The organism is Cryobacterium sp. Hb1 (assembly GCF_004403585.1).
Classification (GTDB): domain Bacteria; phylum Actinomycetota; class Actinomycetes; order Actinomycetales; family Microbacteriaceae; genus Cryobacterium; species Cryobacterium lyxosi.
The window spans coordinates 68,662-82,832 of record NZ_SOHI01000007.1; the positions used below are offsets into that span (position 1 = coordinate 68,662).

The following is a 14,171-nucleotide window of genomic DNA, read 5'->3' on the forward strand; positions in this document are numbered from 1 at the left end:
GCTGTCAGTCTTCTGCAGCGTGTGCGTCGCTCATCAGGTCAGGCAGTTCGGGCCGAGGATGCTCTTGAGCTCGCCGAACAGGTCCGCGCTCACCTTCACGCGGTGCGGCAGTTCGAACACCCGAGCTACGTCGCCCTTGACCAGTTTCAACCGTACCTCGGCATCTCCACTGTGCCGCTGGAGGATCTCGCCGAGTGCACCGACAGTGTCGGTGGTCGCGCGGGCCTCCCCTACCGTGATCGAGACCAGGCTCTGGTCTGAGCCCTGGCCGAGCTCCGGCTGGAAAACACTGAACGCGTGCAGGTTCATGCCGTCGTCGCGCAGGCTCACGCGGCCGCGCACCACGACGACCGCGTCACTGACCAGCTCGGGCGCGAATTCGAGGTAGGCCTTGCCCATGAACATCGCGGTGATTTCACCGCCGAAGTCTTCGACCTGGATCATGCCGTACTGGTTGCCCGATTTCTTGGCGATACGGTGCTGCACGCTCGTGATCAGGCCGGCCACGGTCACTGTGTCGCCGTCTTCGGTCGATTCTGACGCGATCAGGTCGGCGATGGTCGTGCTGGCGTGTTTGGCAAGAGGAATTTCCAGCCCGGCGAGCGGATGGTCAGACACGTACAGCCCCAGCATGTCCCGTTCGTAGGCGAGTTTCTCTTTCTTGCTCCACTCGGGCCGGTCAGGCACCTGCTCGGTGTCCTGCGGTTCGTCGAAGAGGCTGTCGAAGTCGAACCCGATATTGCCGTTGCTCTCCTCCCGCTTGATCTTGACGGCGGACTCCACGGCCGATTCGTGAATCTCAACCATGCCGCGCCGGGTCGCGCCGAGCGAATCAAATGCCCCGGCCTTGACCAGCGATTCGATCGTGCGCTTGTTAGCGACGGGCAGCGGCACCTTGCGAAGAAAATCGTGGAACGACTCGAAGCGGCCCTTTTCCTCGCGGGCGCTGCGGATAGCCTCGACCACGTTGAAACCGACGTTGCGCACAGCACCCAGGCCGAAACGGATGTCCGTGCCCACGGCCGCGAAGAACCCGATCGACTCGTTCACGTCGGGTGCCAACACCTGGATTCCCATGCGGCGGCACTCGTTGAGGTAGAGCGCGAGCTTGTCGCGGGAGTCGCCAACGCTCGTGAGCAGCGCCGCCATGTACTCGGCCGGGTAGACGGCTTTGAGGTACGCGGTCCAGTAAGAGAGCACCCCGTACGCAGCGGAGTGCGCCTTGTTGAAGGCGTAGTCGGAAAAGGGCAGCAGGATGTTCCAGACCGTGGTCACAGCATCCATGGAGTAGCCACGGTCCTGCATGCCCTTCGAGAAGCCCTCGAACTGCTTGTCCAGCTCAGACTTCTTCTTCTTACCCATGGCGCGGCGCAGCAGGTCGGCTTCACCGAGCGTGAAGCCGGCGAGCACCTGCGCGATGGACATAACCTGCTCCTGGTACACGATCAGGCCGTAGGTGGTGCCGATGACCTCTTTGAGGGGCTCTTCGAGCTCCTTGTGGATGGGAATGATCTCCTGCACACCGGTCTTGCGCAGCGCATAGTTGGTGTGCGAGTTGGCGCCCATGGGCCCCGGGCGATACAGGGCGATGACCGCCGAGATGTCTTCGAAGTTGTCGGGCTTCATGAGCCGCAGCAGCGCTCGCATGGGGCCGCCGTCGAGCTGGAAGACACCGAGGGTGTCTCCGCGTGCGAGCAGTTCGTAAGCGGCGGGGTCTTCAAGCCCGAGGTCTTCGAGTACGGGCCGATGGCCGCGGTTCACCGCGATGTTATCGAGGGTGTCATCGATGATGGTGAGGTTGCGCAGCCCCAGAAAGTCCATCTTGATCAGTCCGAGGGCTTCGGAAGCCGGGTAGTCGAACTGCGTGACGACCTGACCATCCGCTTCACGCTTCATGATCGGAATAATGTCGATCAGGGGGTCGCTGGACATGATCACGCCGGCGGCGTGCACGCCCCACTGGCGCTTCAGGTTCTCCAGGCCGAGGGCGGTGTCGAAGACGGTACGGGCTTCGGGGTCGCTTTCGATCACCGCACGAAAGTCCGCCGCTTCCCGGTAGCGCGGGTGGTCCTTATCGAACATGCCGGTGAGAGGCACGTCCTTGCCCATAATCGCCGGCGGCATGGCTTTGGTGAGTTTGTCGCCCATGCCGAACGGAAAGCCGAGTACGCGAGAGGCATCTTTCAGGGCCTGTTTGGCCTTGATCGTGCCATAGGTGACGATCTGGGCAACGCGTTCCTCGCCGTATTTCTCGGTGACGTACTTGATGACCTCGCCGCGACGACGCTCGTCGAAGTCGACATCGAAGTCGGGCATGGAGACGCGGTCGGGGTTCAAAAACCGTTCAAAGATGAGCCCGTGCACGAGCGGGTCGAGGTCGGTGATGCCCATCGCATAGGCGACCATCGAGCCGGCGCCGGAACCACGACCGGGGCCGACGCGGATGCCCTGCTGCTTGGACCACATGATGAAGTCGGCGACGACGAGAAAGTAACCGGGGAACCCCATCTGCACGATGATGCCGACTTCGTAGTCGGCGCGCTTCCGCACGTCTGCCGGGATGCCCTTCGGGTAGCGTTTGGCCAGCCCGATCTCGTTCTCTTTAATGAACCAGCTTTCCTCGTTCTCACCCTCCGGGCACGGAAAGCGGGGCATGTAGTTGGCTTTGGTGTTGAATTCCACCTCACAGCGCTCGGCGATGAGCAGTGTGTTGTCGCAGGCTTCGGGGTGGTCACGAAACAGGTGCCGCATTTGAGCGGCGGTTTTGAGGTAGAACTCGCTGGAGTCGAACTTGAACCGATTGGGGTCGTCGAGGGTTGATGCCGACTGCACGCAGAGCAGCGCGGCGTGGGCGGTAGCGTCGTGAGCGTGGGTGTAATGCAGGTCGTTGCTGGCCAGCAGGGGCAGGTCCAGCTCCTTGGCGAGCTTGAGCAGGTCGGTCATGGTTCGGCGCTCGATATCGATGCCGTGATCCATGATCTCGCAGAAGAAGTTCTCCTTGCCGAAGATGTCCTGAAAATCTCCGGCTGCCTTCTTGGCCTCTGCGTACTGGCCGAGCCGGAGGCGGGTCTGTACCTCCCCACCGACACAGCCGGTGGTTCCGATCAGACCTGTGGAGTACTGGCTCAGCAACTCGCGATCCATGCGCGGTTTGAAGTAGTACCCCTCGAGGCTGGCTTTCGAAGAGAGCCGGAACAGATTGTGCATTCCCGCAGTGTTCTCGGACAACAGCGTCATGTGGGTGTACGAGCCGGCGCCACCGACGTCGTCGCGGTTCTGGCCACTCGTTCCCCAACGCACCCGGGTCTTGTCACGGCGGTCGGTGCCGGGGGTGATGTACGCCTCGGTGCCGATGATCGGCTTGATACCGGCGTCGGTCGCGCTCTTCCAGAAGTCGAACGCGCCGAACACGTTACCGTGGTCGGTGATCGCCACCGCGGGCATCCCCTGCTCAACAGCGGCCTTGATCAAGGGTTTTACGCGGGCTGCACCGTCGAGCATTGAGTATTCGCTGTGCACGTGTAGGTGCACAAAATTTTCGGTGGCACTGACCGGGTTACTCACAAAGACTCCGACGAGTTGATGAAACGATTAGGGACGAGTCGGCCGGTCAGTCTCCGCGCAGCACCGAGAGAGCATGCGAGAGGTCAGCCGGGTAATCGGCGTTGTAGGTGACCCACTCGTGACTGTCCGGATGGGTGAAAGCCAGCTGTTTCGCGTGCAGCCACTGGCGCTTGAGTCCGAGTCGGGCGGTGATCGACGGATCAGCGCCGTACATGGCGTCGCCGACGCACGGATGCCGCTGGGCCGTCATGTGTACACGGATCTGGTGGGTGCGACCGGTCTCCAGGTGAACCTCGAGCAGGGAGGCCGAAGGGAAGGCTTCGAGGGTCTCGTAGTGGGTGATCGAAGACTTACCGTCAGCCCGCACCGCGAACTTCCAGTCGGACCGCGGGTGGCGGCCGATGGGCGCGTCGATGGTGCCGGCGAGCGGGTCGGGGTGGCCCTGTACGACCGCGTGGTAGATCTTGTCCACCTCGCGGTCGTGGAACGCCTTTTTGAGGGCGACATAGGCCGTCTCCGACTTGGCAACGACCATGAGCCCGCTGGTGCCGACGTCGAGGCGGTGCACGATGCCTGCCCGTTCGGCAGCGCCGGACGTCGCGATGCGATACCCCGCCGCCGCCAGCGCGCCCGGAACGGTTGGGCCGGTCCATCCGACGCTCGGGTGGGCGGCCACGCCGGCCGGCTTGTTGATGACGACGATGCTCTCATCGTCGTGCACGACCGTGAGGTCGGGAACGGCAATAGGGATGATGCGCACCGGTTGCTTGGGTTGCCAGGTGACTTCGATCCAGCTGCCCGCCCGGAGGCGATCCGATTTGCCGACGACGGCGCCGTCGAGCACGACGCCGCCCGCTTCGGACACCTCGGCGGCGAAGCCGCGCGAGAATCCGAATAGCTTGGCCAGACCGGCGTCAACGCGTACGCCTTCCAGCCCGTCTGGCAGGGGCAGCGATCGCCGCTCCGGGGCGCTGGACAGGTCGTGGGAACCGGTCATGGCCGAGCCTCGGCCCCGGGGTTCAACCGGTCACTGGCCGTCGAATCGGGATCAACTGATTCGCGGGTCGTGGAATCGGGGGTCACAGCATCCGTTTGTTTCAGTGTTGGGGTGGCGGTCTTGCTGACGGCCACGACCTTATTGCCGTCGAGGCCGATACCGCGAATGGTCAGAATCATGAAGATGACCATGCTGCTCACGATGGCCATGTCGGCGACGTTGTAGATCGCCGGCAACAACCACGGTGTCGAGATGAAATCGACGACGTGCCCAACTCCGAAGCCGGGTTCGCGCAGCAGCCGGTCGGTCAGGTTGCCCAGCACTCCGCCGAGGAGCAGCCCGAATACGAGACCCCAGGCGAATGAGCGAATGCGCCGGGCGAACCACACGATGAACACCACGACGGCGGCAGCGATGATGGAGAAGATCCAGGTGGACCCGCTCGCGAGCGAGAATGCCGCCCCCGGGTTCCGAACGAAGTGCATTTGCAGCGCATCATTCAGAACCCGGATCACGGAACCCTCGGTCATCGAAGCGACGACGAGATACTTACTGGATTGATCAAGCGCGTAAACGCCCAGCGCGACGAGGGCTAGAACGATGAGCGCTCGCGAACGCTTCTTCGTTCGGTCGCTAGGCTCCAAAGCCCTGGAAGCTGGGCTTCGGCGCGTTTCCAGCGTCAGCTGCAGAGCCGACCGAGCTCGCGTCGAGGTCGTGCAGCTGACCCTCGATGTAGTTCTTGAGCTTCAGACGGTACTCACGCTCGAACGTGCGCAGATCGTCAATTTTGCCTTCGAGCGTTGAGCGCTCCTGGTCGAGCTTCTGCAGCTGAACGCGCTGCTGGGTCTCTGCCTCGGCGATGACACGCGCCGCAGTGGCGTGGCCCTCAGCTATCAGGGCGTCGCGCTTTTCAGCGCCCTCCTTGACGTGCTCCTCGTGCAGGCGGCGAGCCAGCTGCAGCAGGTTGGTCGTGCCGGCCGTCTCGTCGATCGGCGTCGCGGCGACAGCGGCAACCGGAGCGGCGACGGGTTCGACAACAACGGGTGTGACAACAACGGGTTCGGACGACGCGACAGCGAGCGGAGCGGACTCGGCCACTGAGGCAGCGTCCCCTCCGACCTGAGCGCGCAGTTCTTCGTTTTCCTTGGTGAGGCGACGCAGTTCGACGACAACCTCGTCGAGAAAGTCATCGACCTCATCCTGGTCGTATCCCTCACGGAACTTGGTCGACTGGAACCTTTTGTTGACTACATCTTCCGGAGTTAGCGCCATGGCTTTCCACCCTCAAAACTTGTGTTAATTGTGAACATTTGACTGACTTGAGGCGATGGTGCCTCAAATGTTGGATTGACTACGGGCTTCCGACGAGCGAGTGCAGGCTCAGGGCGAACCGGTCATCCGTCAAGGATACATGCCCCACTAGGCGCGTTGTATTATTCCTGCCACGGTCATGCCGACGATGCAGCAAAGCATCGTCAACGTGAAGCCGAAATCCAGCGCGATCGGCCCAATGCGAAGCGGCGGGACCAGACGACGAAAGAAACGTACCGGCGGATCCGTCAACGTGTAGACGAATTCGACGAGCACGAGCAGGAAGCCTTGTGGACGCCAAGACCGGTTGACACCGCGCACGAGGTCAATGATGAACCGACCCCAGAGCACGAGAAAGTACATGAAGAACAGGAAGTAGAGGAGATTCCCCAGAATCGATAGACCAGTCACACTTAAGTCTAGCCTTGCGCGAAGAAGGAGCTATCCTCAGCGCCCTCTTCGGTGGTGCTGTCGCCGGAGACGACGACGTGGGACGGCGAGAGCAAAAAGACCTTGGCCGTGACGCGCTCGATCTTGCCGTAGAGGCCCTGCGACAAGCCACTGGCGAAGTCGATCAGGCGGCGAGCATCACCATCGCTCATCTGCGACAGATTGATGATGACGGGAATGCCTTCACGGAAGGATTCGGCGATGACCTGGGCGTCTTTGTAGGCACGCGGGTGAACCGTGAGAATTTCATTCATGTCAGACGCAGCCACATTCTGGGGGGTCGAAGTTTTGCGCAGCGGGGTGACCGGTGCACGACCGGCAGAGTTCTGGGCCGTGTTGGAGGGTACGGCGTTACCGTGCGGCGCGTTGTCGTGCCCGCGTGCAGGCACCGCACTCACGTGGTTGCTGGCGGCAGCACTCTGGGCGCTGGCGGGCGCCTGGTACTCCAGCTCTTCGTCTGCCAGACCCAGGTAAACCATGGTTTTCTTGAGCGGGTTGGACATGTCGACCTCCGTGTTGGTTTGCTACTTCGAGATTAACTGAGCACCGGGCGATTGCCGGTGATTGCCGTGCCAATTCTTAGGTGTGTCGCCCCTTCGAGCACGGCAGCCGCGTAGTCCTGGCTCATGCCCATAGACAACGCGGTGGCCGTGGGCACCTGCTGACGGATCTGTTCGCTGAGCTCGCGAACGTAGGCGAAAGCACGACGCGGCTCCTGCCCCAAGGGCGCGACGGCCATGAGCCCGAGCAGGCGCACGCCGGGAACGACGAGAGCGCTGTCTACCAGGGCCGACAGATGTGCGGGATCCACGCCTCCGCGCGCCGCGTCATCCGTCAAATTCACCTGGATGAAGCAGTCGATAGTCGATTCTTTTGAGGCCAGTGCGGTCACGAGAGACTCCCGATCAACCGAGTGGATAACGTTGGCGTAGGCCCGCACCTGGCGCGCCTTCTTTCCCTGCACCTGCCCGACAAAATGCCAAACGAGGTCGAGATCGGCCAGCGACGCGGCCTTGGACTGCGCCTCCTGGTGCCGGTTCTCGCCCACGTTGCGCACACCGAGGGCGTAGAGCTCTTCGATCAGTGAAATGGGATGAAACTTAGTCACGACGATCGTGGCGATGTCGGCCGGATCGCGGCCCGCTGTTCGGGCCGCATCGGCGACACCGACGCGCACGGTTTCCAGGCGGGATGCCAGATCACTCGGTGCCGACGCGTTAGCTGCCGGTTCGGAGGAAACCCCGTTCGGAAATGCCAGGCTCATAGTGTTCTGTCCGTTGCGTGTGGCCGATTCGTGTGGTGATTCGTGTGGTGATCAGGGTACATCCCGAAGCCGATGCGACCTGATCGGCTCCGGGATTGCCTATCATCGACTTATTTGAGGAAGTCGGGGATGTCCAGGTCGTCGACCTCTTCTTCAAAGGCCGGGTCGGCAACGGTCACGCCGTTACCAGCGTCAGAGCCGCCCCAGACGGACGCCGCGAGCTCGCCATCGCTGTAGCTGCCGGACTCGGTCGCCGGGACTTTCGTGGCACTGCCGGCGGATGCTGCCGCACCGGCCGTTGCTGACCCGGCACCGGCCGCAATCCCAGCGGCCACCAGGTCGGCACGCCGAACCTCGACCGCTTTGGCGCCGGGCTCGCCACCGTCGAAGCCAGCAGCGATCACGGTGACCCGTACCTCGTCGCCCAGGGTGTCATCGATGACGGCACCGAAGATGATGTTGGCTTCGGGGTGCACGGCTTCCTGCACGAGGCGGGCCGCATCGTTGATCTCGAAGATTCCCAGGTTGGATCCGCCCTGGATCGACAGGAGTACGCCGTGAGCGCCGTCGATCGAGGCTTCGAGCAGGGGCGACGCGACGGCGAGTTCAGCCGCCTTGATCGCGCGGTCGGCTCCGCGAGCCGAGCCGATGCCCATGAGGGCCGAGCCGGCGCCCTGCATGACCGACTTGACGTCGGCGAAGTCGAGGTTGATCAGCCCGGGGGTGGTGATCAGGTCGGTGATTCCCTGCACGCCAGCCAAGAGCACCTGGTCAGCGGTCGCGAAGGCTTCGAGCATGCTGATGCCGCGGTCGCTGATTTCGAGCAGGCGATCGTTGGGCACGACGATGAGGGTGTCGACCTCGTTCTTGAGCGAGGCAACACCGGTCTCGGCCTGGGCCTGGCGGCGCTTGCCCTCGAAGCCGAATGGCTTGGTGACGACACCGATGGTGAGCGCGCCGATGGACTTGGCGATACGGGCCACGACGGGGGCGCCACCGGTTCCGGTGCCACCGCCCTCTCCAGCAGTGACGAAGACCATGTCGGCCCCGGCGAGGGCTTCCTCGATCTCCTCGGCGTGATCCTCGGCGGCACGGCGACCCACCTCAGGATCAGCGCCGGCACCGAGCCCGCGGGTGAGGTCGCGACCGACGTCGAGCTTGACGTCGGCATCGCTCATGAGCAGAGCCTGGGCATCCGTATTGATGGCGATGAACTCGACACCGCGGAGGCCCAATTCGATCATGCGGTTGACGGCGTTGACACCGCCACCGCCGATACCGACAACCTTGATGACGGCTAGATAATTTTGATTGTTTGACACGTCCGGCCTCCGGGTGGAACCCTAAACCTCTAGTCGAAGTTTAAAGTTATGCTGAGTATGCAATTCCTGCTTACGAAAGTATGCGGGTGCGACGCCTCACTGGGGAGGCTCGCCCGCGTGTCGCGAAGAACGGGCAGAATCCGTTGCGATCTAGCGCAACACCGCGCTGTCGGGCGACGACACGTCGTACTCATTGACCGTGCCGGCGGGGTGGCCGATCAGCAGGGCGGCGAGCACGATGGCTTTGTACCCGGATTTTTCCGGGCTGCCCCAGACCACCCGCTCACCACCGAGCAGGCTCAGTGTGACATCGTCGGTGGTAACGGCAGTCACCGCGTCCAACTGGGTACGGATGCTTTCGGGCAGGGCCGCGAGAACCGCGGCGGCGGCCTTGAATCCGGCGCTGGTGATTCCGTCCGGCGCGTCAATGAGCGGGTAGCCTGCCATGCGCTCCGGCGTCGTTTCAATGATCACCCCGGCGGCGTCGACCAGGTCGAATCCGTTCTGACCGGCAAGCACACCCACCGGTACCCGTTCGACGATGCGCACCACGAGTGTGCCCGGTGGGCGACTCTCGGTGACGTAGCTCTGAATCAAGGCGAACTGTGACAACTCACGCTTGATCAGGTTGCTGTCGATCAGGGGCAGCGGGGTTCCGAGCTCCTCGGAAAGCGCTGTCGACACCTCCCCCGCCGGAATGCGGCTCGTCCCGACGACCTCTATCGTGCGCAGAGCCATCAGGGGTGAGTAGGCGGCGCCGATGATGAGCGTGAAGGCAAGAAGAATCGACCCGACACCGAAAATCCACGCGGTGCGTCGACGACGCGTGCGCCCCGTGAACCGCCGCACTTCGGCCCGTTCGAACCGCTTGCGGGCGCGCCGGGCCGCCCGCAACAACGACCGGGCCGCACGGGCACCCGCAGTGTCACCGGAGGGCTCCTGGACCCCACCTGCCTGCACCGAAGCCGCCGGCGCAGCCGGCGCCAGAACCGACACGGGCGCGGCTGTGATCAGCGAAGCGGACGCCCGTCCCCCAGCGAGAACGATCGGTTCCGTCGTCGTGTCGGACGCACTGAACGGTTTTGGCGAGCTTTTTGGTGCAGCGCCACCCCCCGCACGCGCAGCCTTTTGCGCTGTCGACGGGGAAGGTTTCTTCCTAGGCACCCGCGAAGGCGCTGAAGCCGCGTGAGTATCCGTAGGCGTCGGCGTAGGCGTAGGCGTAGGCGTAGGCGTAGGCGTCGGTTTCGGTTTCGATGTCGGTTTCGCCCGGGGCGAGTTCGCACGCCGTTTCGAGGCAGGAGCGGTCGGGCGAACCGGCTCGGGAGTCGGATCGCCCGACCGATCGAAGCTGGCCGGTCGCTTCACCGCCGCCTCATCCGCGTACTTTTTCGAGCGCGGCGAGCAGCTGGGGCACGATACGGTTGACGTCTCCGCAGCCGAGGGTCACGACGAAGTCACCGTCGCGGGCGATACCGGCGAGGTAGTCGGCCGCATCCTGCCAGTCGGGCACGTACGCGACGTGGGACGGGTCGCGGAACCGGTCGGAGACGAGGGCGCCGGTGACACCGGGTTCTGGATCTTCGCGGGCGCCGTAGACGCCGAGCACGATGGTCTGGTCGGCGAAGGTCTCGAGGGTCTCAGCGAATTCCCGCGCGAACAGGCGGGTGCGGCTGTACAGGTGCGGCTGGTGCACGGCGATGATGCGGCCCTCACCGACCACCGTACGGGCCGCGGCGAGAGCGGCGGCGACCTCGGTCGGGTGGTGGGCATAGTCGTCGTAGACGCTGACGCCGCCGACCGTGCCGTGCAGTTCGAACCGGCGCTGGGTACCGCCGAAGCCGGCGATCGCTTCGAGGCTGGCGGCGGGGTCGAAACCGAGGCCGACCAGCACGGCGAAGGCGCCGGCGGCATTGATGGCGTTGTGTTTGCCCGGGATGCGCAGGGTGGCGCTGTAATCCGCTCCCTTCCAGGAGACGCTGAAACCGACCGGCCCGGCAGTGGTGATGGAATGCACGCGCACTGTGGAATCGCGGTGCTCGCCGAACGTGACGACGCGGGCGGCGGCATCCGCTTTATTCAGGCCGGCCGTGATAGCCGCGGTGACCCTCACCGCGCCGATGTCATCGGAGGAGATGACGACGAGTTCGCTGGCAGCGCGGCTGAATTCGACGAAGGCGGCCTCAAAAGCTTCGAGCGAGCCGTAGTGGTCGAGGTGGTCGGGGTCGACGTTCGTAATCAGGGCGATGGCCGTGCGGTAGAGCAGAAAAGAACCGTCGGATTCGTCGGCTTCGACCACGAACAGGTCATCGGCGCCGCTCGCGGAGCTCACCCCGAGCGATTCGATCACGCCCCCGTTGACGAAGCTGGGGTCTTGGCCGAGGCCGAGTAGTCCGGTGACGATCATGCCGGTGGAGGTGGTCTTGCCGTGTGCGCCGGCGACCGATACCAGGCGGTGCTGGCGGATAAGCCAGGCCAGGGCCTGGGCGCGGTGCAGCACCGGCAGGCCGCGTTCATTTGCGAGCACGTATTCGGGGTTGTCCTGCCAGAGGGCGCCGGTGACGACGAGGGAATCGGCGGATCCGACGTTGGCGGCATCATGCCCGATGTACACGGTCGCACCGAGTTCACGCAGGGCCTGTATGTTCGATGAATCCTTCGCGTCCGACCCGGTGACCGTATAGCCCCGATCCAGAAACAGCCGAGCGATGCCACTCATGCCGGATCCGCCGATGCCCACGAAGTGCACACTTCCGAGGTTGTCGGGAATAGTCAGGTTGAGGTCTGGTTTGATCACCGTGGTGCGCTCTTCTCGATTGAAGCTGAAAAAACAGTTTGTGCGGGCACTACGTTACGCGTGCCCACCGACGTTCAGGTCGTGAGCGCCTCGTGAATCAGGTCGACCATTTGAGTCGTTCCGTCGAGCGCGCCCACGGATGCCGCCGCCCGCGCCATAGCCGCCACGTGCGCCCGGTCGCCCAACAGGGTCACCAGCTCAGCCTGAACAAAACCCGGTACGAAGTCCTTATCATCGATCAGAATGCCCCCACCGGCCGCCAGCACCGGTGCAGCGTTGAAACGCTGTTCGCCATTGCCGACCGGGTATGGCACGTATACGGCCGGAATCCCGAGCGCACACAATTCGCTCACGGTGGCAGCTCCCGCCCGGGTAACGGCGAAATCAGCCGCCGCGAGTGCGAGATCCATGCGGTCGCAGTACTCGACCAAGTGGTAGTTCGGCAGCTGTGGGTCGGTGACCTCGGCTTTCGACCCGGTAATGTGCAGTACTTGCCAGCCCGCCGCGACGAGGTCCCCCGCAGCAGCGACCAGGGTGGCGTTGAGCTTGCGGGCACCGAGTGACCCGCCGGTGACGAGCAGCACGGGGCGTTGTTGTACGAGACCGAAGAACGCAAGGGCGTCGGGCCGGGCCGCCGTCCGGTCGAGTCGTTCGATCTCCGGTCTCAGCGGCATGCCCACGAACCGGGCGTGCCGAATCGGGGTGCCGGCGAACGCGACGCCGACGTGCCGGGTCAGGCGTGCCCCCAGCTTGTTGGCCAGTCCCGGCCTGGCGTTGGCCTCGTGAATAACGATCGGCACGCCGGCACGCCGGGCCGCGAGGTATGCCGGTGTCGAAACGTAACCCCCGAAGCCGACGACCACGTCGACCCGGCGCGAACGGATCACGTCGGTCACCGTTCGCACGGCCGCATTGAACCGCGGTAGGAAACGCATGGCGGCCCGATTCGGGCGGCGCGGAAACGGCACCCGGGGAACGACGATGAGTTCATAGCCGCGGGCCGGAACCAGGCGGGATTCGAGGCCCTCAGCGGTGCCGAGAACCAGCACCGTGGCATCCGCTTCAGTGTCGCGAATGCGGTCGGCGACGGCGAGTAAGGGGTTGACGTGGCCGGCGGTTCCGCCACCCGCCAGAAGATACGTGGTCATGCCCGGTGCGCCTCGATGGAGTCGGTGTCGTGGAAATCGTTCTGTGCTTCGCTCGAGCGGTCGCCACGCGCGAAAGAGAGCACGATGCCGATCGCTACGAGGGTCGTGAGCAGGGCTGTGCCACCGGCCGAGATGAGCGGCAGCGGTACGCCCAACACGGGGAACACTCCGAGCACCACGCCGATATTGACGAAGGCCTGGCCGATGATCCAGACCATGGCGGCGGCGACGGAAACCTTGGCCTGCACGGTCGTGACCGAACGCATGATGCGGAGGAAGGCGAAGGCCAACAGAATGAACATGCCCAGCACGACGATGCAGCCGATCAGGCCGAGCTCCTCGCCGATGATGGCGAAGATATAGTCGTTGTCGGCCGCCGGCAGCCACGACCATTTGGCCTTGGAGTTGCCGAGGCCTACGCCGAGGATTCCACCGTTGGCCAGCGCCCAGGTGCCGTGCAGCGGCTGCCAGCAGCTGCTGGAGATCTCCCCGCTCAGCTGCGTACAACTCTCGTTGAGAAAGCTCGTGATGCGGGTCATGCGGTTGGGGCTCACAATGGCCAGCACGATAGCGCCACCGATACCGATCAAAAGCGGCACGGCGAGCAGCCGCAGTTTGACGCCAGCGAAGAACAGTGCGCCGAAAAGTATGCCGGCCATGATCATGGCGGTTCCGAGGTCACCGCCCATCATGACGAGCAGCACCGCCCCGCCGCCGACCCCGAACACGGGAATGAACACGTGCTTCCAGTCGTCGAGCTGGTGTTGTTTTTTCGACAGGATCATGCCGAGCCAGATGACCAGTGCCACCTTGATGCCCTCGGACGGCTGAAACTGGATACCGAAGATGTTCAGCCAGTTGGTGTTGCCTCCGGTACCGCGGCCGAGTCCGGTGGCCACCACCAGAAATTGAAAGAAACAGGTGATCAACAGCGACGGCCAGGCCACGCGCCGCCAGAACGCGAGCGGCAGCCGGCTGACGACGAGCATGAGTGGAATGCCGATCAGCGCGAACATCCCCTGACGCAGCAGCCCGCCGAAGAAACCCATGTCAGCCAGGAAGGAGTCGACCGACGACGACGACAACACCATAATGAGGCCGAAGATGACCAGAAACAGGGTGGTGCCCAGCAGTAGAAAGTAGTTGCCACCCTCAGCTTTGAACACCCGACCGAGGTTGATGCGAACTTGGGGTCCGCCCGGCGTTTCCGGCTTTGTCGGCTGGGCGGATTCCAGCGTCTGGCGCCCGGAAGCAGGCACGCTGTGGACGGCCGGGCGTGACGTGGTGCGGGATGCGGGGTTACGCGGCACCTGAACCATCC

Annotated in this window: 12 protein-coding genes; all 12 read right to left on the reverse strand. The window is 63.9% G+C overall.

Annotation, left to right across the window (positions count from 1 at the left end):
• Positions 1-33: 33 nt before the first annotated feature.
• Positions 34-3,501 (reverse strand): DNA polymerase III subunit alpha, encoded by a 3,468-nt coding sequence (gene dnaE / locus E3T38_RS01410; RefSeq protein ID WP_134545748.1) that lies wholly within the window; start codon positions 3,499-3,501, stop codon positions 34-36.
• Positions 3,502-3,610: 109 nt separating this feature from the next.
• On the reverse strand, positions 3,611-4,561 hold the full coding sequence (locus E3T38_RS01415; protein ID WP_134545669.1) for an RluA family pseudouridine synthase: 951 nt from the start codon (positions 4,559-4,561) through the stop codon (positions 3,611-3,613).
• Positions 4,558-5,205, reverse strand: coding sequence for a signal peptidase II (gene lspA, locus E3T38_RS01420; protein WP_134545670.1), 648 nt, complete (start codon positions 5,203-5,205; stop codon positions 4,558-4,560). Before lspA ends, E3T38_RS01415 begins: the two co-directional genes overlap by 4 nt.
• On the reverse strand, positions 5,195-5,833 hold the full coding sequence (locus E3T38_RS01425; RefSeq protein ID WP_134545671.1) for a DivIVA domain-containing protein: 639 nt from the start codon (positions 5,831-5,833) through the stop codon (positions 5,195-5,197). Before E3T38_RS01425 ends, lspA begins: the two co-directional genes overlap by 11 nt.
• A gap of 147 nt (positions 5,834-5,980) precedes the next feature.
• Positions 5,981-6,283 (reverse strand): YggT family protein, encoded by a 303-nt coding sequence (locus E3T38_RS01430; protein WP_233197860.1) that lies wholly within the window; start codon positions 6,281-6,283, stop codon positions 5,981-5,983.
• Between the two features lie 8 nt (positions 6,284-6,291).
• On the reverse strand, positions 6,292-6,825 hold the full coding sequence (locus E3T38_RS01435; RefSeq protein ID WP_134545672.1) for a cell division protein SepF: 534 nt from the start codon (positions 6,823-6,825) through the stop codon (positions 6,292-6,294).
• A 32-nt stretch (positions 6,826-6,857) separates the two neighbouring features.
• Positions 6,858-7,586: a YggS family pyridoxal phosphate-dependent enzyme gene (locus E3T38_RS01440; protein ID WP_134545673.1), complete on the reverse strand. Its 729-nt coding sequence runs from the start codon at positions 7,584-7,586 to the stop codon at positions 6,858-6,860.
• Positions 7,587-7,696: 110 nt separating this feature from the next.
• A complete protein-coding gene (gene ftsZ / locus E3T38_RS01445; protein WP_134545674.1) occupies positions 7,697-8,908 on the reverse strand; it encodes a cell division protein FtsZ in 1,212 nt (403 codons plus the stop codon).
• 150 nt (positions 8,909-9,058) lie between these two features.
• Positions 9,059-9,904, reverse strand: a complete 846-nt coding sequence (locus E3T38_RS01450; protein WP_134545675.1) for an FtsQ-type POTRA domain-containing protein — start codon at positions 9,902-9,904, stop codon at positions 9,059-9,061.
• Between the two features lie 376 nt (positions 9,905-10,280).
• Positions 10,281-11,702 (reverse strand): UDP-N-acetylmuramate--L-alanine ligase, encoded by a 1,422-nt coding sequence (gene murC / locus E3T38_RS01455; protein ID WP_134545676.1) that lies wholly within the window; start codon positions 11,700-11,702, stop codon positions 10,281-10,283.
• A gap of 74 nt (positions 11,703-11,776) precedes the next feature.
• Positions 11,777-12,850, reverse strand: a complete 1,074-nt coding sequence (locus tag E3T38_RS01460) for a glycosyltransferase (protein ID WP_134545677.1) — start codon at positions 12,848-12,850, stop codon at positions 11,777-11,779.
• Entirely contained in the window at positions 12,847-14,169 is a 1,323-nt protein-coding gene (gene ftsW / locus E3T38_RS01465; RefSeq protein ID WP_134545678.1) for a putative lipid II flippase FtsW, read from the reverse strand. The genes E3T38_RS01460 and ftsW overlap by 4 nt, the downstream gene beginning before the upstream one ends.
• Positions 14,170-14,171 lie beyond the last annotated feature (2 nt).